This window comes from Pseudoalteromonas sp. SG43-7 (assembly GCF_014164295.1).
Classification (GTDB): Bacteria; Pseudomonadota; Gammaproteobacteria; order Enterobacterales; family Alteromonadaceae; genus Pseudoalteromonas; species Pseudoalteromonas rhizosphaerae.
In genome coordinates, this window is the sequence record NZ_JACJEY010000014.1 from 22,956 (window position 1) to 48,316 (window position 25,361).

Consider the following 25,361-nt stretch of genomic DNA (forward strand, 5'->3'; position numbering starts at 1 on the left):
CAGGCCGTGCGGAGAGATGGCAGAGTGGTCGAATGCACCGGTCTTGAAAACCGGCAGGGGTTTATAGCCCCTCTAGGGTTCAAATCCCTATCTCTCCACCACCTAATTAAAATAATTGCGAGTACACTCTTATTCGTGATTTATAAATGTTTCGGAGAGATGGCAGAGTGGTCGAATGCACCGGTCTTGAAAACCGGCAGGGGTTTATAGCCCCTCTAGGGTTCAAATCCCTATCTCTCCACCATATAAAATAGCCCGCTAAATTAGCGGGCTTTTTTGTGCCTAAGTTTTATGTAGTTATTTAATTACGACCATAGTCTCTATTTCGATGTTGTAAAACATCATGCATTCTTAGTATTTATTCAGGTATGATTTTAAGGACGCATTATGAAACATCGGCTTGCAAAAAGTGTTGGGTTATCATTACTTTCACCTGTGATCATTGGTAGTGTGTTAGGAGTTTATTATGCATTAACGCTCAATACCGATCCGCTGACTACCTTTTTCCAGTTACTTATGAGTGCGATAGCTAACGCGCATATTGTCGGTTTAACCATGGCTGCTTTTGTAGTACCCGGATATTTATTGATGTACAAGTACGCGAAAGTTAATTATTCGGGAGTACTGACATTAGGTTTACTCGGTGGTGCAATTTTTAGTTACTTACTCAGTGCAACAGGTGGTATGGTCTTTTTAATTAATACCGCGATGTCAGCTTTAGCGGCGGGACTGTTTTTATATGGATTAAGGTTAGGTGCGATAAAACAACAGCCTCCTCAATAGCAGAATTATTAACCAAGCTTGCTGAAAATTAGGGCAAATTGCTTTTTTTTGCCCTGAAAAGGTTTCAATTATTGGCGACAAAGAGTACCTTTAGCTACTGTATGTTTGATAAGAAGTAGTTTGGTATGCAAAAGCAAGAATTTTACCAGTCATTAGTTAAACAAACTGAATCGCTAATTACTGGTGAACCTAACATTATTGCCAATATGGCGAATATTAGCGCGCTGTTATTTACGTCACTCGATGATGTAAATTGGGCTGGTTTTTATTTGATGGATTCACCAACTGAATTAGTACTTGGTCCGTTTCAAGGTAATCCTGCATGTATCCGAATTCCTGTCGGAAAGGGGGTCTGTGGAACTGCCGCTGCAACTGCGCAAACTCAACTTGTTGAAGATGTACATGCATTTGCAGGCCACATTGCCTGTGATGCGGCGTCAAACTCTGAAATAGTAATACCTATCCACAAAAATGGTGAGGTATTTGCTGTATTAGATATCGACAGCCCAAGTATTGCTAGGTTTGATGCTGATGATAAACAAGGTTTAGAAGCACTCATCGCGTGCTTTGAGGCAACTATTGCATGAAAGACTTAGTAAATGTACAGGATTATCTGTTTGCCATCACTGATGTAGGTGATTGGGAAGGGGATGAAGAGCATGTAGCGGAAACGCTCAACGATTTAATCCACATTGCATGGGATCGTCTTCCTGATGATACTGAATGTGAATTAATTGATGAAATTATAAATGGTATTTGGGAACACCTTCGAGGTGATATGGCTGTAATTGAAGCCGACTTTGAAGAGCTGGTCGACTGGGTAACACACTACGTCGATTCGTCCCTTGATGAAAAGATGTGAAAAATAGGTTCTAAAATGGAAACCACAAACAAGCTAAAAGATATTAATGAAGTGTTGGAATTTTTATATCAAGAATTTCCGCAATGTTTTAAACAAAAAGACGGCATCAAGCCGCTGAAAGTAGGTATCTTTAAAGATATCGCTGAGCGAATTGAAGGTTCTGAAAAAGTTAGTAAGACGCAAGTACGTCAAGCACTGAGAAAATATACGTCTAACTGGCGTTATTTAGAAGCCGTGACTAAGTCTGAATTTCGTATTGATCTTGATGGAAATCAAGATGCTAAAGTGGAACAAGAGCACATTGATCATGCTCAAAAAGCACTTGAAGAAAGTCGTGCGAAAATGGCTAAACGTAAAAAGTCACAACGTCCACGTAATGATTCAGACACAAAATCTTACAAAAAGAAACCAGGCCAATTCGCTAAACCAGGCGATAAAAACGCTAAAGTTAATGCCACACCAGCAAAAGCTGCGCCGGTTAAACGTTCAGGTAAAATTGAACCTTTACCAGCAAGTGAGGTCAAGGTTAATAACAAAGTTAAAGTTAAACTTGGCCAAGCCCTTGTTAATGCAGTAATCACTGAAGTGAACAAAGAAGACGTTCATGTAGAGTTGGTAACTGGCATGCAAGTTAAAACTAAAGCAGACAGCCTGTACATTATTTAAGCTGTATATAAATTAAGGAGTTGTGTATGAGTCAGAAGTTTAAGCTCATTCCGTTAGTTGCCGCCCTGTATTCAGGTTTATTATTTGCATCAGATATTGCTGATGTTAATGATGTAGTTACAGCAAAAGACTTGCCAGTACTTACGCAAGAGAGTCAGCATAGTACGGCTAGCAAACGGGTGACAAACTTATTTACTCGTGCACATTATAAACCAATTCGTTTTGATGACGCACTTTCAAGTAAAGTGTTTGACCGTTATATCGAATCCCTTGATTTTAATAAAAGCGTCTTTTTGGCTGCGGATATTGCCTCATTTGAGCAATACCGCAACCAATTTGATAATGCATTAACGACCGGTAAACTTGATTTTACCTTTGATATTTTCAACCTAAGCATGCAGCGTCGTTTTGAGCGTTATGAGTATTCTTTAAAGTTACTTGAAACACCAATGACCTTTGATAAGGCTGATGAATATTACTTTGATCGTGAAGATGCTGATTGGGCAAAAACGCAAGCTGAGTTAGACGAGCTTTGGCGTGAACGTGTAAAATATGATGCACTACGATTAAAAATGACCGGCAAAGATTGGCCTGGTATCAAAGAATTATTAACTAAGCGTTATCACAATGCACAAAAACGTTTAGTGCAAACCAATAGTGAAGATGTATTTCAGATCGTAATGAACTCTTTTGCGCGAAGTATTGAAGCACATACCTCCTATTTATCGCCACGCAGAGCTGAACAGTTCAAAATGGACATGGATCTTGAACTAGAAGGTATTGGTGCAGTACTTAGCTACGACGAAGACTACACGGTTATTCGCAGCTTAGTTCCAGGCGGACCTGCTGATAAATCGGAGCAAATTAAAGCTGACGACCGTATTATCGGCGTTGCTCAAGACAAAGAAGAATTTGTTGATGTCATTGGCTGGCGTTTAGATGACGTTGTTGATTTAATCAAAGGACCAAAAGGCACTAAGGTGCGGTTACAATACTTAAAAGGTGCTGATGATCATGGCGCGCCTAAAGTAGTTGAAATTATTCGCGATAAAATTCGCCTCGAAGATAGAGCGGCAAAATCAGAAGTATTCAAAGCAAAATATTCTGATTTAACCAGCAAAATAGGTGTTATCGAGATCCCTGGTTTCTACAACAACTTGTCTAAAGACGTTAAAGTAGAATTGGCGAAATTAAAAGAAGCCAAAGTAGATGGCATTATAATTGACCTACGCCAAAATGGTGGTGGTTCATTATATGAAGCAACACAACTATCTGGTTTGTTTTTTGACCAAGGTCCAGTGGTACAAATTCATACTCTAAATAATCGCATTGAAGAGCAAAAAGACCGCGATGGTGTTACGTTTTACGACGGCCCCCTAACAGTACTTGTTGATCGGTACAGCGCATCTGCCTCTGAGATTTTTGCTGCAGCGATGCAAGACTATGGTCGAGCAGTAATAATTGGTGAGCAAACGTTTGGTAAAGGCACTGTGCAACAGCATAAGGGCTTAGGCCGTGCTTACGATTTATACGATAATCCACTTGGCAGTGTGCAATATACGATTGCAAAGTTCTATCGTATCAATGGTGGTAGTACACAGCATAAAGGTGTGATCCCAGATATTTCATTCCCATCAGCAATTGATCCAGCGGAATGGGGCGAAAGCCAAGAGGATAATGCATTACCGTGGGACAGTATCGTACGCGCCAATTATAACTCGGTTGATGACTTACACCCAGCTATTGCTTACTTAAGCAAAGCGCATGCTGAACGCATTAAATCAGAACCTGAGTTTAACTATGTTTTTCAAGATATTACGCGTTATAAAGAAGAGAAAGACCGGAAAACTATTTCTCTTGTAGAAGCGCAGCGTATTAAAGAAAAAGACGATGGTGAAGCGCGTGCATTAGCTCGTACTAATGAAAGGCTTACTCGTTTAGGTGAAAAACCAATCGAGAGCTTGGATGATGCGCCTGATGTCTTAGACGACTTAGATCCATTCTTAGAAGAAGCTGCATTAATTACCCAAGATTATATCAAGTTTGGTCGTGTAGCTAAGAAATAACTTGTTTTACAGGTTAATAAAAAAGGCGCTTTGGCGCCTTTTTTGCTGCCTAAAACTCTTGATATTGCTATAATTACTGATTAAACGCTGACAAAAGTAAGTAACTTAGTTAGGCTAAGCGTCGCGTCTGTGCTAAAAAATAATAATTAAACGCGCATAAAAATGCGCGTAGGAGTCTTAATTTTGAATTCACAAAAAGAAAAACCCATCCTACAGGCCAGCTTTTTCGATGCCTTGATCCCAATTTCTGTACTGATTTGTTTATTAGGTGCTGCGGTCTATTTATTTGGCGATAGTTCGTCATCAGGGCCGAATCAAATTGCGCTACTGTTTGCTACATTTACAGCTGCACTTATTGGCCTTAAAAATGGCTATACTTGGAAAAAACTTGAACAAGCGATGATAGAGGGGATCACTCTATCTTTGGGCGCTATATTAATTTTGTTAATGGTTGGCGCGCTGATCGGCACTTGGCTGCTGTCAGGCACTGTACCGACGCTTATTTATTATGGTTTACAGGTAATTAATCCTAGTTGGTTTTACGCAGCAAGCTGTTTAATTTGTGGCATTGTAGCAATGAGTATTGGTAGCTCTTGGACCACGGCGGCGACAATAGGTGTAGCGCTACTCGGTGTTGCTACTGGCCTTGGATTAGAACAAACAGTGACGGCCGGTGCCGTAATATCTGGGGCTTACTTTGGCGATAAACTCAGTCCACTGTCTGAAACAACAAATTTAGCTCCTGCGGTTGTGGGAGCTGATTTATTCGAGCATATTCATCATATGCTATGGACGACTGTACCAAGTTTTGTGATTGCATTAATCATCTTTATTTTTATGGGCTTTAATGCCACAGCGTCAAGTGAGGCTGGGCGTATTGATGAAATAACCGCTATTCTACAACAAAACTTTAATATAGGTTTAGAGATGCTGGTGCCACTGATTGTTTTACTGGTGTTAGCAATTAAAAAAATGCCTGCATTTCCGGCAATTTCTATCGGTGCGGTACTTGGTGCAGTATGGGCAATGATTTTTCAATCAGACCTAATTGCAACACAAATTGATGGCTCCCAGGGGCAAATTGTCGGTTATTTTAAATTGGTTTGGAGTACATTTTTTGATGGCTTTAGTATCCTGACAGGCGATGAAAAAATGGATTCATTACTCAGTGGTGGTGGGATGTCTGGCATGTTAACCACAACGTGGCTGATCATGACGGCATTGATGTTTGGCGCCATTATGGAAAAAACAGGTTTATTAGATATTTTTGTAAAAAGTATTCTTAAAATTGCCAAAAGCACTGGCTCTTTAATTACTGCTACTATTGCGACCTGTATTGGTACCAATGTAATTGCTGCAGATCAGTATATCGCTATTGTGGTCCCTGGTCGGATGTTTAAAGAAGAATATGCAAAGCGTGGTTTGAAACCTGTTAATTTATCAAGAACATTAGAAGATGGCGGGACGATCACCAGTCCCCTAATCCCTTGGAATACCTGTGGTGCATATATGCAAAGTGTATTACTGATCAACCCATTTGATTATGCGCTATATGCATTTTTTAATCTTATTAATCCATTACTAGCTGTTATTTATGCTTACCTAGGCATTAAAATTTTACGTATTAAGCCAAAACAATAGCCATAAATTATACGCTCCTCTGTCAAGAGGAGTCACTTTGGAGTTTCACATGACTGCATTAAAAAAACCTCAAGCACAGTATCTTAAAGATTACCAAGCTCCACCATTTTTAATTGATCACATTGATTTGACCTTTGATTTATTGCCGTTAAACACCCGTGTTACGAGTGTAATGACGATCACGAAAAAAATAGCTGGTGTGGCAGATTTAGTGCTTGATGGCATTGATTTGACGCTGATCTCAATTACTGTAGATAACAACGTATATACAGATTATGACCTACGTGATGAGCAGCTTGTGATCCATAATTTACCAGCGCAATGTCAGCTTACAATCGTTAATGAAATAGCGCCAAAAACTAACACATCTTTAGAAGGTTTATATCTATCTGGCGGTGCGTATTGTACACAATGTGAAGCGCAAGGTTTTAGAAAAATAACCTATTATCTTGACCGCCCAGACGTACTTGCAAGCTTTGACGTGACGATTATTGCTGACGAGCAGTTTACTCATTTATTATCAAATGGTAATAAATTAGCGGAAGGTAAATTAGACAATGGCCGTCACTTTGCAAAATGGCAAGACCCATTCAAAAAGCCAAGTTACTTGTTCGCACTTGTTGCAGGGGACTTTGATGTACTTGAAGATACCTTTGTTACGCAAAGTGGTCGTACAATAGATTTAGCCTTGTTTGTTGATAAAGGGAATTTACCGAAAACCCCTCATGCGATGGCATCACTTAAAAAATCAATGCGGTGGGATGAGCAGCGTTTTAATCTTGAGTATGATTTAGATATTTACATGATCGTTGCTGTGGATTTTTTCAATATGGGCGCGATGGAAAATAAAGGTCTTAATATTTTCAACTCTAAATGTGTGTTGGCGAATCAAGAAACCGCCACTGATAAAGATTATCACACCATAGAGTCAATCGTTGGCCATGAGTATTTTCATAATTGGACAGGAAACCGAGTGACTTGTCGTGATTGGTTTCAACTGTCGTTAAAAGAAGGCTTAACAGTTTTTCGTGATCAAGAGTTTAGCAGTGATTTAGGCTCGCGGGCACTGAATCGTATTGATGCGGTTAAAGTAATGCGTACTCATCAATTCAGTGAAGATGCCGGTCCTATGGCACATCCGATCCGTCCTGAACAAGTGATTGAGATGAATAACTTCTATACAGTAACTGTGTATGACAAAGGCGCTGAAGTTATTCGCATGATGCACACGTTATTGGGAGAAGAAAAGTTCCAGCAGGGCATGGCACTTTATTTTCAGCGTCATGATGGGCAAGCCGTCACCTGTGATGATTTTGTTGCGGCTATGAGTGATGCCTCAGGTATCGATTTAACTCAGTTTAAACGTTGGTATAGCCAAGCTGGCACACCACGGCTAATCGTAAAACAAGAGTTTGATAAGCTCAATGGTACTTTTTCACTGCATATAGAGCAGCTGGCACCGCTTAATCAGCCAGAAAATGCGCCATTACATATCCCATTTGCTATCGAGCTACTTGATCAACAGGGCGAGTCTGTCCCTTTACAGTTTGAAGGACAGCCACTTGATCATGTCTTAGATGTCACAACAGCGCAGCAAACGTTTAGCTTTGATGGTTTAACCGCGAAGCCTGTAGCGGTGCTACTAGAGGATTTCTCTGCGCCGTGTATTGTTGAGCAACAAAATACAGCCACTGAATTATTACACATTATGCGCTTTGCGCGCAGTGATTTTTCGCGTTGGGATGCTCAACAACAATTATTCATTGGGGCAGTTAAAGGGGCCATTACAACACCTGAAAATAATCAATTGGATCCAGCAATTATTTCTGCATTACGTAGTTTATTAGTTGAGCAGGAGGGAGATTTAGCTTTAATTGCGGAATTATTAAAGCTGCCTAGTTTTGATACCCTCGCAGCTGAGTTTAATGTGATCCCAGTGGATCAATTGGTTGCAGTGACAAATCAGTTTGAGTTACAAATTGCTCAGCAATTGCGTAGTGAGCTCTTAGACTGTTATCAAAGTTTAATAGATGACGGCTCTGTAAGTGCAACAGCTGTCGCTATACGTGCTTTAAAAGGTATGTGCTTACATTATTTGGCAAAAATTAATGAGCTTGATATTAATCAACTCCTTGTTAGTACTGCTAATTCACACAATATGACCAATGTACTCGCCGCGCTCAGTGCGGTGGTAAAAGCTGACAACCCCTTAGCAAAAGAGTTGTTAAACCAATTTGACAGTCAGTGGCGCCATGATGTACTAGTGATGGATAAGTGGTTTGCATTGCAAGCAATGCAAGGTGGCGATGACGCCATTATTAATATCAAAAAATTATATGATCACCCTTGTTTTGATTTTTCAAACCCAAACCGCGTCAGGGCGTTAGTAGGCAGTTTTAGCCATTTTAATACCGCACAGTTTCACCGTGAAGACGGCACAGGTTATCAATTGCTAGGTGACTTATTAGTTAAGCTTAATGCAATCAACCCTCAAAATGCATCACGTATGTTAACGCCATTTATGTCATGGCGTAGATACGATGAAGTACGTTCGGTTGCTATCAAAGCTCAGCTGCAACGTCTTGCTTTGCTTGATAATTTAAGTGACGACTTGTATGAAAAAGTTGATAAAGCACTACAATAAATTATGGTCGAATATTATTTTTTACTGAACTTAACTTACAAACAGTGCATGGATTACTATGAAGGTAAGTATACATCAGTTCAAGTAATTGAAGATGGTGGCAAAAAAGTACGTTTTGCGGCCAGCCATTTGCGTCCTTTTATTTCTTCTTTAGGAGTAAGAGGGCGCTTTCGACTTTTGCTTACCCCAGAGCATAAATTTTTACGTTTGGAACGTGTTGCCTAAAACAATATTTTAAAATAATCACTTATAATATTATTTTTTTGTTAATTCGATTTGTCCTATTGTTAATTTACGTGTATAAATTATCTGGTAGGACGTCTTACCATTAGGTGAACGTCAACTAAACAGAAAAATTATGACCGATTGAACGCGTTCTATTTGTAATTTCTTTATTTCGCTTCTATCGTTACGACTACACTAAAAACAATAACTTGATCACAAAATTACCCGCGACAGGGGGACACACAATGATAAGAAGATCGCTTTTTGTTAAAAATAAACTAGTACTAGGCATCGCAGCCGCTACTTTAGGGTTATCAGCAGCACCAACACAGGCTGCAACATTTGAGGCCGGAGGGTTTGATATAACCTTCGACTCGACTTTCTCTTATGGGCAAAGTATTCGTGTTGAAGACCGAAACTTTAACTTAATAGGGAAAAGTAATAACCCGTCTTTTGATTGGACAGGCTACAACTCCGTTTTAAATCCTATTTATTCAGCGCAAGATGTCTGGGCCCAACCTGGCTCTTACTCTAATAACGGTGACGCTGGGGATTTGAACTTTGATAGTGGTGAGTCTTTTTCAAAGCTGTTGAAAGGGACACACGATTTATCGATCAACAAAGATAACTACGGCCTTTTCACCCGTTTTATGTATTTTTATGATTTTGAATTGATGGATGGCGATCGCGCCTATGTTAATCCAACTTCAGGCCAAGGAGTTGATCCTTGTGATGATAAAGACACTAAAAAACAAAGCTGCGCAGATATTCGTCTATTAGATGCTTACGTATGGGCCAACTTTGATTTGAATGAGGGTAATAATCCACTTTCTATTCGCCTTGGCCAACAAGTTATAAACTGGGGTGAAAGCACATTAATTTCTCACGGTATTAACGTAAATCCGGTCGATATTGACCGATTAAAAGCGCCTGGTGCAGAGCTTAAAGAAGCCTTTATTCCAGTTGGTATGTTATGGGCATCTTTAGGGATCACTGAAAATGTGACTTTGGAAGGCTTTTACCAGTACCAATGGCATGAAACACGCTTACCTGCAGCTGGTACGTATTTTTCAACCAATGACTTTGCCGCAGAAAATGGTTATCAGCAAAATGTACAGCTTGGTTTTACCTCCAACCCTGATATCGATTTAGCATTTTTAACTGATAGCTTAAATAACTTGAAGACCACCTTTGGTCAAGCTGCTGCCGCTAAAGGGATCGCTCCTGCAAGCCCTGAAGGTAAAGCGTTATTAGCACAAACTTATCTAGCGTACCCTACTAAAGTCGCGCTTAAAGGCAAAGGGGGAGATGGTAAAACTGAGCCTGATGATGGTGGCCAATATGGTTTACGTTTAGGTATGTTTTTACCAGAGTTTAATGACACTGAGGTTGCACTTTATCATGTAAACTACCATAGTCGTCGCCCGCTTATCTCTGGTCGCGTATCTAACTTTACACAAGCCTCAATGGCTCAAGATTTAGCCATGTTAGCAACGACTAAAATCACTTCTGACAATGTCTCTGATTTAAAAGCATTTGCTAAAGCAACCAATGAGTATCCAGAAGATATTAAACTGTATGGGTTAAGCTTTAATACATCAATTGGTGAAACAGCGTTTGCTGGTGAGTTCACCTTCCGTGAAGACGAACCATTACAAATCGATGACGTAGAATTGCTTTATGCTGCTATGCCTGAGCAGTTAGCGGTAGCGGGGCTTCGCCCTGAGTTTGCAGGTATTTCACAAATGAGCCCGGGTGATGCGATTAGCGTTGTAGGACCTGGCGAATTAGCAAAAGGTTATATTGAGCGTAATACTAGCCAATTGCAGTTTACAGCAACACATTTATTTGGCCCATCACTTTGGGCTGATAGTTGGGCTGTTGTGGGTGAAATTGGCGGTGTGCACATTAATAACATGCCTGAATATGATGAAATGCGTTTAAATGTATCAGGCACTGGTCGAAGCGGTATTATGACTGGACCAGGTACCGATGATTACTCAACACTTCATATGGCTTTATCAAATGGGCCAGAGCAAAAAGAGTTTGCATCAGCATCATCGTGGGGATATCGCTTAATTGCCAAAGGCGATTACTATAACTTCTTCAAAGGAGTTAACTTCTCACCTCGTATTGTATTTTCGCACGATGTAAATGGTAACACACCCGATCCGATGTTCTTATTTATAGAAGATCGTAAGTCACTTGGTGTTACAGCGAACTTTAATTATCAAAATGCATGGTCATTTGACTTTAGCTACAACTCTTTCTGGGGTGGCGGTGATATAAATACTTTCTCAGACCGTGATTTTGTTTCTTTCAATATTAAATATTCAATTTAGGGGTATCATGATGATAAAAAAACCTACCCTCATTGCACTAACGCTATGTAGTTTGTTTTCTACAACAGCGGTCGTTGCCAAAATGACCAGTGAAGAAGTAGCACGTTTAGGTGCAGATCTAACTCCTTTAGGTGCAGAAAAAGCAGGTAATGCTGATGGTTCGATTCCTGCGTGGACAGGTGGTATTACTAAAGCACCGGCAGGTTATACGCCGGGAATGCATCATCCAGATCCGTACGCTGACGACAAAGTACTTTTCACCATTGATAAATCGAATGTTGATAAATACAAAGCAAATTTAAGTCCTGGTCAAGTAGCTCTTTTTGAAGCGTATCCAGATACGTTTAAAATGAATATCTATACTACTCATCGCAGTGCTTCAAACCCACAGTTTGTCTATGATGCGACAAAAAAATACGCACCAACTGCAGAGTTGATAGAAGAAGGTAATGGGATAAAAAATACCGCAATTGGTATTCCTTTTCCTATTCCAAAAACTGGCTTAGAGGCAATTTGGAACCATTTATTACGCTACCGTGGTCTGTCAATTGAGCGTTTTGGCGGTCAAGCAGCTCCTATAGCCTCAGGTTCATATAATTTAGTTGGCTTTGATGAGCAACTGTTAGTTAAGTACTCAGATCCAAAAGCAACACCAGCAGAGTTACAAGAATCTAATATTTTGTTTAAATTTAAACAAAAAGTCACCGAGCCTGCGCGTTTAGCTGGCACGGCGCTATTAGTTCATGAAACCATGGACCAAATTTTAACTCCGCGACAAGCGTGGACTTACAATTCTGGCCAGCGTCGGGTACGCCGCGCCCCTAATGTTGCTTATGATGCACCAGGAACAGCAGCTGATAGCTTGCGTACAACCGATGATTTCGATATGTTTAACGGTTCGCCAAACCGCTACACATGGACGCTCAAAGGTAAGCAAGAGCTTTATGTACCATACAATAGTTATAAGCTACACAGTGATAAGCTACAGTATGACGATATTCTGATGGCCGGTCACATCAACCCGGAACATGTACGTTATGAAAAACACCGTGTTTGGGTTGTAGAAGCAGATCTGAAAGGCGACACTCGTCATATTTATAAGAAGCGCGTATTTTATATTGATGAAGATAGCTGGCAAGTTCAAGTGACGGATATCTATGATAACCGTGACCAAATGTACCGTGTAGCGATGGCTCATACAATTAACTATTACGATGCGCTCACTAACTGGAGTACGTTAGACGTTTACTACGATTTGAATTCACGCCGTTACCTAGCGATTGGTTTAGATAACCAAGAGAAAATGTATGATTTCTCACAATCGTTTAATGATAATGAATTTACCTCAAGTGCACTGCGCCGCGAAGGTCGTTAATACACTCTAAGCACCTGGGATTATCTAGGTGCTTTTTTATTATTTCAAATCGCGTTTGTCACTCTGACACGCACTGGGTCATGACACTAACCGAGTCCCCCGACTGCACGTTATATACCGACAAACACATTCTTTTCAAGGCGATTTTAATTTATGAAGTACATGCTTTATGCAGGTCTTGCCGCTGTGGCGAGCCTTTCAACTCTTTCTATTGCAGCTGAACCACTTGCTGCAATTGTCGCAACTAAAGCAGATAAAACCCTGTTGACTGATATTGAATACACAGGAAAGCAACTGGTCGCTGTTGGAAAACATGGCACTATAATTACCAGCAGTAATGCAAAAAATTGGCAACAAGCGAGCGTTCCAACGCAAGTGTTATTAACGGCGGTTGCTTTTAGTGGCAGTGAACTCGGTTGGGCTTGCGGGCATGATGCGACTATTATTCATACCAATGATGGAGGTGCAAACTGGCAGTTGCAACAAGTGAACACGCAATTAGATAAACCTTGCTTAGATATTTTATTTACCAGTGAGCTCCACGGCTTTGCTGTGGGTGCCTATGGTATGTTTTATGAAACCAGTGATGGTGGCAAACATTGGCAAAAACGTTTTCTAGATTCTTTATTATTTGCTGATGATAGAGATTACTTAAATGATTTAAAAGAATCCGATCCTCAAGGCTATGAAGCCGAAACTGCATCAATATTGCCGCACTTTAATCGTATTGTCACAACAAAAGATAAACTTATGTTAGTGGGCGAAATGGGGTTGTTAGCGCACAGTACAGACAACGGAAAAACATGGCAACGCGATGAAGAAATCTACCGTGGTTCTTTTTTTGCTTATGCCAGCGATGAACAAGGGCAAGAAATAGTCGCGGGTTTAAGAGGCAATATTTTTAGCCGTCAGGTAGGTGAGCAATGGCAACCAATAAGTAATAATAAAACCGCCACAATCAATAGTATTATCGCTAGCGGTGATAATCAATGGTTGTTACTTGCCAACAGCGGTGTGATTTTCCACTATAAAAATAATCAACTTACTATTGAGCAGTTAGCGGATGGTAAAGCAATTCTTGATGCCGTTATTTTTGAAAATCAATTGGTTATGGCATCAGAAAATGGCATTAAAGTGAAGGGGATGGCTCCATAATGCACACAATCGTCAATTTTTTAGAGAAAGCAGTTTTTCGTCATCGATTAATGATGGTGATAAGTTTTATTTTAATAACATGTTTTTTAGGTTTTAAAGCCACACAAATCCAACTTGATGCTTCATTTAATAAAAATATTCCGCTTAATCATGATTATATGAAAGTGTATTTAAAGCATGAAAAGCAATTTGGTGGCGCAAATAGTATTTTGATCTCAGTGTGTGATGATAGCGGTGATATTTTTAATCCTGAGTTTTTCACCCAATTAAAAGCCGTTCATGATCAGTTATATTTTATTCCTGGGGTGAATCGTCCGTTAGTGAATTCAATTTTTTCACCCAGTGCACGTTTTGTCGAAGTTGTTGAAGACGGCTTTGCGGGTGGGCCAATTATTCCCGCCAATTTTACTGCTGATCAACGAGGTTTAGCGGTTGTTAAAGAGAATATCGAAAAAGCGAAAGTCGTAGGTAGGATGATTGCCTCTGACTATTCGTGTGCGATGGTGACCGCGCAGTTGATGGAAACTGATCCGCAAACGCAAGAAAAATTAGATACGTTAGCGTTTGCACAAAAGCTAGAAAGCGAAATTCGAGAGCCATTGAGCACTGATAAAGTAAGTATCCACATTATTGGTTTTGCCAAAATGGCCGGTGATATTGCCGAAGGTGCGAAAGGGGTTGTGTTATTTTTTGCTATTGCTATCGCGTTTACTTTCATCATGGTGTGGTTATTTTGCGGCAGCATCAAGCTCACTATTTTACCTATAGCCTGTTCAATTATTGCCGTGGTTTGGCAGTTAGGGATATTGTCGAGCCTAGGCTTTGGCCTAGATCCAATGTCGATTCTAGTACCATTCTTAGTGTTCGCAATCGGCGTAAGTCATGGCGTACAGATGATCAATGCAATAGGTAAAAAAGTCGCCGAAGGAAGCAGTAATACGCGTCTTTGCTGTCAGGCTAGTTTTAGATCGCTGTTAATACCCGGTGGTATTGCATTGCTGTCAGACACGGTCGGCTTTTTGACGTTACTAACCATAGATATAGGTATAATTCGTGAACTGGCTATCACAGCAAGTTTAGGTGTGGCTGTTATTATTTTTACTAATTTGATTTTATTGCCAGTATGGGCATCGTATATGCGCTTTGAAAACACAGTTCATATTCAATCAGGCAACAGCGAAAAACCAAACTTACTTGATTCAATTCGTGATCTGTTAGTCAAAGCCACGGATCCAAAATGCGCGAAAATCATTATTGGCTGCACCTTAGTATTGTTTGCTGTAGGTTATTGGCAAGCAGGGAAAATGCATATCGGCGATTTACATGCAGGTGCACCGTCATTGCATCAAGATGCCCGTTATAACCAAGATACCTTTTTAATATCGGACAAATATACAATTTCATCCGATATTCTAAAAGTGATTGTCGAAGCTTACCCTGCAGCATGTACAGAGCACGACGTAATGGATCGCATTAGTCGTTTTCAATATAAAGTTGAAAACTTAGCAGGTGTTCAATCAGCAGTATCCCTAAGCTCAGTAGCGCAGTCGGTTAATGCCGGGTATAACGAAGGTAATTTAAAATGGCAAAGTTTGCCTCGTAATACGGCAAGTTTGGTGCAATCTACCTCACGAGTCGAAACCAGTACCGGTTTACTCAATGGTGATTGTTCAGTTATGCCAGTGATTATCTTTTTAGATGATCATAAAGCGCAGACCATTGAACATATCATTGCCAGTGTTAAGCAATTTGCCATTGAAGAACAAACCGATATGCTGCAGTTTAAGTTGGCCTCAGGGCCTGTCGGCGTCATGGCTGCGACGAATGAATCAGTTTCTGCTGCACAATTACCTATGATGTTATACGTTTATGGTGCAGTTATTATTTTATGCTTGATTAGCTTTAAGAGTGTAAAAGCGACCATAGCGGTAGTGTTACCCTTGTATATTGTATCGACTCTTGCGCAAGCTTTAATGGTACAACTTGAAATCGGTCTGACGGTTTCAACGTTGCCAGTGATTGCACTAGGTGTAGGTATTGGGGTGGATTATGGGATTTATATTTTGTCATCGATGATGGGGCAATTAAAGCAAGGTGTTGCCTTACCAGTGGCGTATCGTAATGCACTCGTTGAGCGTGGTAGTGCGGTGTTATTTACCGGTATCACGTTAGCTATTGGTGTGAGCACCTGGATTTTCTCTGATCTTAAGTTCCAAGTGGACATGGGAATATTGTTAACCTTCATGTTTTTAGTCAATATGCTTGGCGCAGTATTACTTTTACCAGCAATTGGTAGTTTGATCTGGACTGACCAGAAAAAATAATGTGAATAATTTTGCTCCTAAATGGCCTGTAAAGGCCATTTATATCTATAATTTGTGAATAGATGACCAAATAACTGAAATGCTTAAAATGTTTTCATCGAAAGGGCTGTTTATTAATTTTAAAAGGGTTAGAATTTGCCTGACTCCACACAATAAATTGCTGTACAAATTTTCCATCTAAGTAGGTGGTATAGATTTAAGGAACATGTAATGACACGAAATGAAGGGCAAGCCTCGGTTATCTTAGATAATGTCTGTAAGCTGATCCAGAAAAAAGTTCACGCTGATAATGTGTTACTCGTTGAGAAATTCGCCAAATCCTTGTACAGCAATATGTCTAAAGAAGATTTGGCACATCGCAATGATAGTGACTTATATGGCGCTGCACTTAGCCTATGGAACTCGCTAGAAAAAAATACCTCTGATGATGCGGTGATCCGCGTTTTCAATCCTGAAGTAGCAAAAGATGGCTGGCAGTCATCACACACAATCGTCGAAATTATCGCTAAAGATATGCCATTTTTAGTTGATTCTGTTCGTATGGCGATGACCCGCGAAAATATCGCATCTCATTTGCTATTACACAGCCCACTTAAGATTCAACGCGATAAAAACGCTAAAATTTCGGCTTTATCAAATTTAAAAGCCGAACAAGAGTCTAGCTCTACAAAAACAGTGTTTTTTATCGAAATTGATCGCCAAACAGATTCTTCAGTGATTGACTCGTTCAAAAAAGAGCTTGAGTCAGTGTTGAACGATGTGTCTACTGCGGTAGAAGATTGGCAACCGATCCGCAAAAAGTTAATTGCGGTCAGTAAAGAATTACCAAAACGTAACCATAACAACAATGCAAGTGAAGTCGCAGAGACTGTTGAATTCTTAGATTGGTTAGTAAAAGATAATTTCACATTAATGGGCTATCGCCAATACGATTTGTCGCCAGTACAAGGCGATTACCAGCTCAAAGGTAAAATCGAGAGCAGCTTAGGTTTAATGAAGAATTCAACCGAAGAGCATTCTCGCCTGTTATCTGAATTACCAGAAGTTGCCCGTCAAGAAGCCCGTAGCAATAACCTGTTGATCCTTACAAAAACCAATTCGTTATCACGCGTACACCGCCCAGCATACATAGATTATGTAGGGATTAAACGTTTTGATGATGAGGGGAATGTGATTGGCGAAGACCGTTTCATCGGGTTGTTTTCATCAAGTTTTTATAACAACAGCGCCGCTGATGTGCCAGTTTTAAAAAGTAAAATAAATCGCATCATGGAAATGTGTGATTTTGCCAAAGGCACTCATGCTTATAAAGCGGTATTAAATATTCTTGAAACCTATCCGCGTGATGAACTTGTTCAGGCCCGTGAAAGCGAGTTACTTGAAGTTGCAATGGGTGTTTTACAAGTACAAGAGCGCGATATGTGTCGCTTATTTGTGCGTAAAGATGCCTATGGTCGTTTTTTCTCTTGCATGGTCTATGTACCACGTGAGCGTTATAACACAGCGCTGCGCCGTGAAACACAAGATATTTTAGGCAATGCATTTAATTCAGACGATAAAGTCGAATTTACTACCTTCTTCTCTGAGTCTACACTGGCGCGTACTCATTATACCGTGCGTGTGACTGACAACAATATAGAATATAACGTGAAAGACATCGAAAATAATTTAGTAGAAGCCGCTCGTACTTGGGAAGATAAATTACAATCAGCACTGTTAGAGTCTGCTGGTGAAGCACGTGGTAACGAATTAAACCGCAAATATTGTAATGCGTTTGCTCGTTCTTACAAAGATGAAGTACTGCCAAGTGCCGCTGTTGTTGATATTGAAAAGCTTGAACTATTGAATGACGATAACAAGCTTGAAATGTTGTTTTACCGTCCGCAAGAAGAAGCGAACAGCAACATTGTACGTTTGAGCTTATTCCACAAAGATGAGCCAATCCATTTATCAGACGTTATGCCAATGCTTGAAAACTTTGGCTTGCGCGTCATTGGTGAAACGCCTTATTCGGTTAAAACCAGCGATGGCCGTATCAACTGGATCATGGATTTCTCAATGCTACTTGATAGCAAAGGTATTGCAGATTTCGATAAAGTATCAGCACGTTTTCGTGCCGCACTTACTAGTGTGTGGAGTAACCGTTTAGAAAATGACGGCTTTAACCGTTTAGTGCTAATGGGTGGCTTAACTGGTCGCGAAGCGTCAATTTTACGCGCTTATGCAAAATACATGCGCCAAGTTGGGGTTACTTTTTCGCAAACCTACATCGAGAGCACATTAGCTAATTACCCGCACATTGGTTCGCAAATTGTTAATTTATTTGCTAAAAAGTTCTCTGTTAAAAGCCCTGCCAGTGTTAAAACGCTTGATAAGCTAATTGCACAAATTTATGTAGAACTTGAAAACGTTGCTAACTTAGATGATGACCGTATTATTCGTTTATACGTCGATATGATCATTGCTACGCTGCGTACTAACTACTTCCAAAAAGATGACATAGGTCAGTTTAAGTCTTATGTGTCGTTCAAAGTAAATCCAAGCTTAATTCCAGATATGCCATTGCCATTACCGGCATTTGAAATATTTGTTTATTCTCCACGTGTAGAAGGTGTGCATTTACGTGGTGGTAAAGTTGCGCGTGGTGGCCTGCGTTGGTCAGATCGTCGTGAAGATTTCCGTACGGAAGTACTTGGTCTAGTTAAAGCACAACAAGTAAAGAATACAGTTATTGTACCTGTAGGCTCAAAAGGCGGCTTTGTTTGTAAACAACTGCCAACGGATCGTGACGCATTCTTCAAAGAAGGCCAAGAGTGTTACAAAATCTTCATTCGTGGTTTATTAGATATCACAGATAACATTATCCAAGGTGAAATTGTGCCGCCGGTTGATGTAACTCGTCATGATGAAGATGATGCATATTTGGTTGTAGCAGCTGATAAAGGTACAGCCACTTTCTCTGATATTGCCAATGGCATTGCCAATGAATATAACTTCTGGCTAGGTGATGCATTCGCATCAGGTGGTTCAGTAGGTTATGACCATAAGAAAATGGGTATTACAGCCAAAGGTGCATGGGAATCGGTTAAACGTCATTTCCGCGAAATGGACATTGATACACAAACAACTGATTTTACGGTAGTTGCAATTGGTGATATGGCTGGGGATGTATTTGGTAATGGTATGTTGTTATCCAAGCATATCCGTTTACAAGTGGCATTTAACCACATGCATATCTTTGTTGATCCAAACCCAGATTCAGCGACGTCTTACCCAGAGCGCGAGCGCCTATTTAACTTACCTCGTTCATCGTGGGAAGACTACAACAAAGACTTGATTTCAGCGGGCGGCGGGGTGTTCTCACGTGCGGCTAAATCAATCACTTTAACGCCAGAAATGAAAAAAATGTTGGGCACTAAAAAAGCCAGCATGACACCAAACGAGCTGATCAAAGCATTCTTAATGATGGAATTCGATCTATTATGGAATGGCGGCATTGGTACTTACATTAAGAGCAGTAAAGAAAGCGATGCAGATGTAGGCGACCGTGCAAATGACGCCCTACGTATCAATGGTAGTGAGCTTGGTGCAAAAGTACTCGGTGAGGGTGGCAACTTAGGTGCAACCCAATTAGGACGTATTGAATTTGCTGCTAAAGGCGGTCGCGTTAATACTGACTTCATTGATAACGTAGGTGGAGTTGCGTGTTCTGATAACGAAGTAAATATCAAAATTTTACTTAATGGTTTAGTTACTGCCGGTGATTTAACGCGTAAACAACGTGATGAACTACTGTATTCAATGACCGATGAAGTTGCACAACTGGTACTGAAAGACTGTTATCGTCAAACGCATACACTGTCAATTACGCAATCAAAAGGCTCATCAACGCTTAAAGAAAAAGTACGCTTTATTCATGCCCTTGAAAAAGATGGCAAGTTAAATCGTGCAATTGAATTTATTCCAAGCGATGAAGAGTTGGCAGAACGCGCTGCAGCGGGTAAAGATTTAACTCGCCCAGAGTTATCGGTGCTTGTGTCTTACGCTAAAATGGTACTTAAAGAGTCACTCGTGACTGACGACATCACAGAAAATCCATATTATCGTCAGCTATTAGTGAAGTCTTTCCCTTTACCACTACGTGAAAAGTTCAATACTGCGATGGATAATCACCCACTGCGTAAAGAGATTATTGCTACTAAATTAGCTAATAATATCGTTAACGATATGGGTCTGAACTTCATGGTACGTATGCATGAAGAAACTGGCGCAAACGAAGCTGAAATTGCGTTATGTTACTCTGTTGCCAGTGAAGTATTCCAAATGCGTGATACGTGGTCTGCAATTGTTGATCTTGATAACAAGATCCCAGCCGCAGTGCAAACTGAAATGTTGTATCAATTACGTCGTACAGTACGCCGTGCAACGCGTTGGTTCTTACGTCATCGCAATAAAGCGCAAAATATTGAGCAAACAATTGCCTTCTTTGCACCGACCTTCGCTGATTTAAGTGCAAACTTAACTACCTACATGGTTGAAAAAGAAAGTGAACGTTTATCTGCTGCCGCAGACAAGCTTATTGAAAGTGCAGTGCCAGCTGAGCTTGCAACACGTATTGTATCGCTCTCTAGCTTGTTCTCAGTAATGGACTTAGCAGAAGTTGCTGCAAATTCAGGGCGTAGTATTGATATGGTATCTAATACCTACTTCAAACTAGGTGCACGGATGGGACTGCATTGGTTCCTTGACCAAATTACTCATCAGCCAGTGGCGAATCATTGGCAAGCATTGGCCCGCGCTTCATACCGTGAAGAACTTGATTGGCAACAACGTACACTATCTGAAGTTGTTTTAAATAACTTTGCTGGTGATAACAAAGATGTTGACGGTCAAATTGATCAGTGGATGGACAGCCAAGATTTGTTACTACAACGCTGGAAGCAAATGTTAGCTGAATTTAAGACTTCACAAAGTCATGATTTTGCTAAGTTCTCAGTTGCATTACGTGAACTTATGCTACTTAGTCATAACTGTGATACATCTGCAAAATAAGCAATTGATACTGACTGATTATTTTCCCACATGAAAATAATGAGTTAATCGTTAAAATTGTTATACAATACCCCAGCCTAGTCTGGGGTATTTTTTTATTAAGAGGATTATTTCATGTTTTACGATCTTGCTCGCCGTTTTATGTTCACCCGTGATGCGGAATGGGCCCATGAATTTGCACTTCATAACTTGCGCCGTTTTAACAATACCCCGTTCAGTGCTGCATGGTCGCAATCAGTGGCAGATCGTCCAGTCGAATTTTTAGGTTTACAGTTTAAAAACCCAGTAGGATTAGCAGCTGGCCTTGATAAAAATGCAGAATGCATTGATGCGTTTGCAAAGATGGGTTTTGGCTTTATTGAGGTAGGTACTGTGACACCTCGTCCACAAGTCGGTAATGACAAGCCGCGTATTTTCCGTCTGCCGGAGTCAAATGCAATTATCAATCGTATGGGCTTTAATAATAAAGGTGTTGATAACCTAATTAATAACGTTAAGGCTGCTAAATACGACGGCATTCTAGGTATCAATATTGGTAAGAATAAAGATACCCCAAATGAACAAGGTAAAGACGATTACATCCACTGTATGCGCAAAGTGTTTGAACATGCCTCATATATTACTGTCAATATCTCATCACCAAATACGCCTGGACTTCGCGATCTGCAATATGGTGCTGCACTGGATGATCTATTGCAAAGCCTTAAAAATGAGCAGCTTGATTTGATCGCCAAACATAATAAACAAGTGCCGATGCTAGTAAAAATTGCCCCAGATCTTGATGCTGTGCAAATAGCTCAAGTTAGTGAATCATTATTAAATAACAACATCGATGGTGTAATAGCGACGAACACTACCTTAGAGCGCGCTGCGGTGCATGGACAACAATATGCTGATGAAGCCGGAGGCCTGTCGGGTCGGCCAGTACGTGAGCGCTCCACTCATGTAGTGCAAGAATTAAAACGTTTAACCGCAGGTAAGTTGCCGATCATTGGAGTGGGCGGAATTGATGATGCAGCCAGTGCGAAAGAAAAATTATCAGCAGGAGCGGATCTTGTACAGGTATACACTGGATTTATATATAAAGGACCGCAATTGGTAAAAACGATCCTGCAAGGCTTATAAGGATCCGTTATTTAAGCTTTTGATCGTTCAATAAATGTTCTAAAGAAATATATATTAATTGGTCAAAAGCCGCTATACTACAATATTCATAAGATTAATTAGTAGGGGCGTAGGGAACGCATGTTACAAGCATCAAAGCAGTGGAAATGGATTGCTTGTCCAGTAAGAAATCGTTTATTGATCGATTTAGATCAAGATATGCAGCTGTGCACGCCTTATAAACTACGTCAACTCACCGATGCTATTTTAACCCAACCTAACTTTAGTTTAGAAGATGCCGCCTTTTATCAGCAGGTTTACCAATATCTTGCTGGATTTAATCTTTGGAATGGCGCGCAGCTATGTCAAATTGCGCTCAATGCGACAGCAGCTAAATTTTATTTAAAGCCAATGCTGGCAAAAAGTTGGTTTTTCGAACCCTACAAAGGCAATGAGCCCAGTATAGAAGCCGTTATAAAATTGCAAACTAGCGAACAAAGTGGTGAGTTTTTGATTGTTGACCACTGTAAAGAAGCCTCTTTATGCATTTGTCTATCTGAGCATTTTAAGCTTGATGAAAACTTAAGCCTTAATCAATTTGAAGCTATTCGTATACTTAACAATCGTGTCCATCCAATTTATAACCACGCACAAAACAGTAAAACAGCCTAAGCATATTTTTTGTAGTTCCTTTGTTTATCGCGTGTTTGTCGCCCAACCTATGTTATAATCCCGCGCAATTAGCTATTAAGGGTTATTACTTTGCATTTTATCGCACTTACTTCTATCGGAATCGAAAATTTATTGGTTGATGAACTTACTGACATTGGCGCTACGGTGACCAAACAAACAGTCGGTTCTGTGCGTTTTGACGCCGACACTACATTAGCACAAAAGGTCTGTTTAATGAGCCGCTTCGCGACACGAGTGCTGATGTTGATCGAAGAGAAAGAGGGCGTAAATAATAAAGAAAGCCTTTACAATTTTGCTCGCTCACAGCCTTGGCAGGAATGGTTTGGTCCAACGCAAACTTTTGCAGTCGACTTTAATGGTACCAACGACTCACTTAAAAATACCCAGTTCTCAGGTTTAGTGATCAAAGATGCGATTGTTGATTATTTTAATGATTTATTTGAACAGCGGCCAAACGTTGATAAACAAGATGCCAATGTACGCGTTGTTGCGCGTTTATCGCGTCAAGGTGTGGCCATGTATATCGATTATTCAGGACCGCGTTTATCTGAACGTGGTTATCGAGAAGGTCAAGGTAAGGCACCTATTAAAGAGCATTTAGCGGCAGCACTGATCAAACGCAGTGGTTGGCTTGACAATGTTCAACAGCCGCTATTTGATCCCTGCTGTGGTGCAGGTACTATTTTGATTGAAGCTGCTGGCATGGCGCGTAATGAAGCGCCGGGTTTATTCCGTGAGGGATTTGCATTTGAGCGCTTACCAAGTTTCCGTATTGCTAAATACAAAGAGTTAAAAGAGCAGCTTACAGCACAAATTACAGATCCTAAACTATGGCTTATTGGCCATGACAATGACGCTAATGTACTAAGCAAAGCAGTAGATAATGCTCGTAGAGCTGATCTAGGTGATGTGATCAAGTTTAAACAAAGCGATGCAACTAAGCTTACCTCAGTGGCAAAATTACCAGGTGTGGTTATTTCAAATTTACCGTATGGTGAACGTATTGGTTCGATGGCTGAGTTGGTAAGTTTACACAGTGCTTTAGGTACAGGCTTTAAAAAACATTTTAATAACTGGAAACTTGCCCTACTAGGCATGGATGAGAGTTTATTTAAATTATTAAAGCTGGTGAAACTCAAGCGTTATAAATTTAAAAATGGTCCACTTGATGTGGTACTTAATTTATATCAACTTGATGACAAACAAGTCAGCCAAACAACTGAAGATAAGCCTGCATTGAACTTTGAAGGTTCAATGTCGTTTGCTAATCGGGTTAAAAAGAATAAGCAAGGCCTGAAAAATTGGCTCAAACAAAATGATGTGCAGGCCTATCGTGTCTACGATGCTGACATTCCTGAATACAATGTAGCCGTTGATATTTATGGTGATTCAGCGGTAATATTTGAGTACGCTGCGCCGAAAGAAATTGACGATGTAACAGCGCACAAACGTTTACAAGACGTGATTTCGTTAACCTCACAGCAGCTCAATATCGCACCTGGAAATATTGCTGTAAAAGTACGTAAAAAGCAAAAAGGTGAAGAGCAATACACACCAATGGCTAAGCAAAATCGTACTCAAGTAGTTGAGGAGTTTGGCGCGAAGTTTAAAGTCAATTTATTTGATTACTTAGATACTGGCTTGTTTTTAGACCACCGTCTTGCTCGTCGTTATATCCAAGAAAATGCCAAAGATAAACGCTTCTTGAATTTATTTGCCTACACAGGGACAGCCTCTGTACATGCAGCTCTGGGTGGCGCTAAAGCGATAACCACGGTTGATCTATCGAAAACCTATTTAAAATGGGGCCAAGATAACTTTGACCTGAACAATATTAGCAATACTCGTTATCGTTTCGAACAAGCTGATTGTTTGAAGTGGCTTGAGCATGCCACAAGCCAATACGATTTGATCTTTTTAGATCCGCCAACGTTTTCAAATTCAAAACGCATGAAAGATGCTTTTGATGTACAAAATGATCATATTAAATTACTGACATGGGTCAAAAAAATCCTCAGTCCATCTGGCACGTTGATTTTCTCGAATAATATGCGTGGCTTCACCATGGATGAAGTTGGCTTGATTGGCTTAGGCTTAAAAGCTGTTAATATTTCAGAGCAGACGATTTCTCCTGACTTTAAACGCAATAAAAAAATACATAATAGCTGGTTGATAACCCATGGCTAAGTGGATTTTGTATCATACCGATGGCTGTCATTTATGTGAGCAAGCGCAGAGCTTGATCACGCCGTTGTTAGGTGATGATCTGTTACAGCTTGTTGATATTATGAGTGATGAAGAATTAATTACAGAATATCAGACCAGTATACCCGTTTTAAAAAGCGATCAAGGCCCGCAATTATTTTGGCCTTTCACTGCGCAAGATGTGCGTCAGTTTTTTACGCAAACAGAATAAGAGTAAACAGATA

Annotated in this window: 17 protein-coding genes and 2 tRNA genes; all 19 read left to right on the forward strand. The window is 40.3% G+C overall.

Annotated elements, in window-relative coordinates; genetic code table 11:
- Nucleotides 1–10 precede the first annotated feature (10 nt).
- The 19 genes from H5200_RS08500 (at nucleotide 11) to H5200_RS08590 (ending at nucleotide 25,348) form a co-directional block, all read left to right on the forward strand.
- Nucleotides 11–101, forward strand: a tRNA-Ser gene (locus H5200_RS08500).
- A 52-nt stretch (nucleotides 102–153) separates the two neighbouring features.
- Nucleotides 154–244 (forward strand) — tRNA-Ser (locus H5200_RS08505).
- Between the two features lie 143 nt (nucleotides 245–387).
- On the forward strand, nucleotides 388–783 hold the full coding sequence (locus H5200_RS08510) for a hypothetical protein (RefSeq protein WP_145233799.1): 396 nt from the start codon (nucleotides 388–390) through the stop codon (nucleotides 781–783).
- Between the two features lie 125 nt (nucleotides 784–908).
- The gene (locus H5200_RS08515; protein ID WP_149981051.1) at nucleotides 909–1,370 is read left to right on the forward strand and encodes a GAF domain-containing protein; all 462 of its coding nucleotides are present in this window, start codon (nucleotides 909–911) and stop codon (nucleotides 1,368–1,370) included.
- On the forward strand, nucleotides 1,367–1,645 hold the full coding sequence (locus H5200_RS08520; RefSeq protein WP_064666123.1) for a hypothetical protein: 279 nt from the start codon (nucleotides 1,367–1,369) through the stop codon (nucleotides 1,643–1,645). Before H5200_RS08515 ends, H5200_RS08520 begins: the two co-directional genes overlap by 4 nt.
- A 15-nt stretch (nucleotides 1,646–1,660) precedes the next feature.
- Complete coding sequence (gene proQ / locus H5200_RS08525) at nucleotides 1,661–2,311, forward strand: RNA chaperone ProQ (protein WP_149981052.1); 651 nt, start codon at nucleotides 1,661–1,663, stop codon at nucleotides 2,309–2,311.
- 26 nt (nucleotides 2,312–2,337) lie between these two features.
- Nucleotides 2,338–4,377 carry a carboxy terminal-processing peptidase gene (gene prc / locus H5200_RS08530; protein ID WP_182761310.1) on the forward strand — a complete coding sequence of 680 codons (2,040 nt, stop codon included), beginning with the start codon at nucleotides 2,338–2,340 and terminating at the stop codon, nucleotides 4,375–4,377.
- Nucleotides 4,378–4,539: 162 nt separating this feature from the next.
- Nucleotides 4,540–6,018: a Na+/H+ antiporter NhaC gene (gene nhaC / locus H5200_RS08535; RefSeq protein ID WP_182717879.1), complete on the forward strand. Its 1,479-nt coding sequence runs from the start codon at nucleotides 4,540–4,542 to the stop codon at nucleotides 6,016–6,018.
- A 49-nt stretch (nucleotides 6,019–6,067) separates the two neighbouring features.
- Nucleotides 6,068–8,662 carry an aminopeptidase N gene (pepN, locus tag H5200_RS08540; RefSeq protein ID WP_182761311.1) on the forward strand — a complete coding sequence of 865 codons (2,595 nt, stop codon included), beginning with the start codon at nucleotides 6,068–6,070 and terminating at the stop codon, nucleotides 8,660–8,662.
- A 3-nt stretch (nucleotides 8,663–8,665) separates the two neighbouring features.
- Entirely contained in the window at nucleotides 8,666–8,887 is a 222-nt protein-coding gene (locus H5200_RS08545) for a DUF2835 domain-containing protein (RefSeq protein WP_149981056.1), read from the forward strand.
- Nucleotides 8,888–9,132: 245 nt separating this feature from the next.
- Nucleotides 9,133–11,229: a DUF1302 domain-containing protein gene (locus tag H5200_RS08550; protein ID WP_182761312.1), complete on the forward strand. Its 2,097-nt coding sequence runs from the start codon at nucleotides 9,133–9,135 to the stop codon at nucleotides 11,227–11,229.
- Nucleotides 11,230–11,239: 10 nt separating this feature from the next.
- Entirely contained in the window at nucleotides 11,240–12,604 is a 1,365-nt protein-coding gene (locus H5200_RS08555; protein ID WP_149981191.1) for a DUF1329 domain-containing protein, read from the forward strand.
- A 153-nt stretch (nucleotides 12,605–12,757) separates the two neighbouring features.
- Complete coding sequence (locus tag H5200_RS08560) at nucleotides 12,758–13,759, forward strand: YCF48-related protein (protein WP_145233815.1); 1,002 nt, start codon at nucleotides 12,758–12,760, stop codon at nucleotides 13,757–13,759.
- A complete protein-coding gene (locus tag H5200_RS08565; protein WP_182757716.1) occupies nucleotides 13,759–16,083 on the forward strand; it encodes an RND family transporter in 2,325 nt (774 codons plus the stop codon). The genes H5200_RS08560 and H5200_RS08565 overlap by 1 nt, the downstream gene beginning before the upstream one ends.
- A 210-nt stretch (nucleotides 16,084–16,293) precedes the next feature.
- A complete protein-coding gene (locus H5200_RS08570; protein WP_182761313.1) occupies nucleotides 16,294–21,135 on the forward strand; it encodes an NAD-glutamate dehydrogenase in 4,842 nt (1,613 codons plus the stop codon).
- A gap of 114 nt (nucleotides 21,136–21,249) precedes the next feature.
- Nucleotides 21,250–22,260, forward strand: coding sequence for a quinone-dependent dihydroorotate dehydrogenase (gene pyrD, locus H5200_RS08575; protein WP_182717874.1), 1,011 nt, complete (start codon nucleotides 21,250–21,252; stop codon nucleotides 22,258–22,260).
- 120 nt (nucleotides 22,261–22,380) lie between these two features.
- Complete coding sequence (locus H5200_RS08580) at nucleotides 22,381–22,911, forward strand: cell division protein ZapC domain-containing protein (protein ID WP_145233823.1); 531 nt, start codon at nucleotides 22,381–22,383, stop codon at nucleotides 22,909–22,911.
- Nucleotides 22,912–23,001: 90 nt separating this feature from the next.
- Complete coding sequence (gene rlmKL, locus H5200_RS08585; RefSeq protein WP_145233826.1) at nucleotides 23,002–25,119, forward strand: bifunctional 23S rRNA (guanine(2069)-N(7))-methyltransferase RlmK/23S rRNA (guanine(2445)-N(2))-methyltransferase RlmL; 2,118 nt, start codon at nucleotides 23,002–23,004, stop codon at nucleotides 25,117–25,119.
- On the forward strand, nucleotides 25,112–25,348 hold the full coding sequence (locus H5200_RS08590; RefSeq protein WP_149981062.1) for a glutaredoxin family protein: 237 nt from the start codon (nucleotides 25,112–25,114) through the stop codon (nucleotides 25,346–25,348). Before rlmKL ends, H5200_RS08590 begins: the two co-directional genes overlap by 8 nt.
- Nucleotides 25,349–25,361 lie beyond the last annotated feature (13 nt).

Bases quoted from the DNA above. Each gene is read 5' to 3' on its own strand.
- H5200_RS08510 (WP_145233799.1), top strand. From the start codon at position 388: ATGAAACATCGGCTTGCAAAAAGTGTTGGGTTATCATTACTTTCACCT.
- pyrD (WP_182717874.1), top strand. From the start codon at position 21,250: ATGTTTTACGATCTTGCTCGCCGTTTTATGTTCACCCGTGATGCGGAA.
- H5200_RS08555 (WP_149981191.1), top strand. From the start codon at position 11,240: ATGATAAAAAAACCTACCCTCATTGCACTAACGCTATGTAGTTTGTTT.
- H5200_RS08590 (WP_149981062.1), top strand. From the start codon at position 25,112: ATGGCTAAGTGGATTTTGTATCATACCGATGGCTGTCATTTATGTGAG.
- proQ (WP_149981052.1), top strand. From the start codon at position 1,661: ATGGAAACCACAAACAAGCTAAAAGATATTAATGAAGTGTTGGAATTT.
- H5200_RS08545 (WP_149981056.1), top strand. From the start codon at position 8,666: ATGGTCGAATATTATTTTTTACTGAACTTAACTTACAAACAGTGCATG.
- H5200_RS08570 (WP_182761313.1), top strand. From the start codon at position 16,294: ATGACACGAAATGAAGGGCAAGCCTCGGTTATCTTAGATAATGTCTGT.
- nhaC (WP_182717879.1), top strand. From the start codon at position 4,540: ATGCGCGTAGGAGTCTTAATTTTGAATTCACAAAAAGAAAAACCCATC.
- H5200_RS08560 (WP_145233815.1), top strand. From the start codon at position 12,758: ATGAAGTACATGCTTTATGCAGGTCTTGCCGCTGTGGCGAGCCTTTCA.
- prc (WP_182761310.1), top strand. From the start codon at position 2,338: ATGAGTCAGAAGTTTAAGCTCATTCCGTTAGTTGCCGCCCTGTATTCA.
- H5200_RS08515 (WP_149981051.1), top strand. From the start codon at position 909: ATGCAAAAGCAAGAATTTTACCAGTCATTAGTTAAACAAACTGAATCG.
- H5200_RS08580 (WP_145233823.1), top strand. From the start codon at position 22,381: ATGTTACAAGCATCAAAGCAGTGGAAATGGATTGCTTGTCCAGTAAGA.
- pepN (WP_182761311.1), top strand. From the start codon at position 6,068: ATGACTGCATTAAAAAAACCTCAAGCACAGTATCTTAAAGATTACCAA.
- H5200_RS08550 (WP_182761312.1), top strand. From the start codon at position 9,133: ATGATAAGAAGATCGCTTTTTGTTAAAAATAAACTAGTACTAGGCATC.
- H5200_RS08565 (WP_182757716.1), top strand. From the start codon at position 13,759: ATGCACACAATCGTCAATTTTTTAGAGAAAGCAGTTTTTCGTCATCGA.
- H5200_RS08520 (WP_064666123.1), top strand. From the start codon at position 1,367: ATGAAAGACTTAGTAAATGTACAGGATTATCTGTTTGCCATCACTGAT.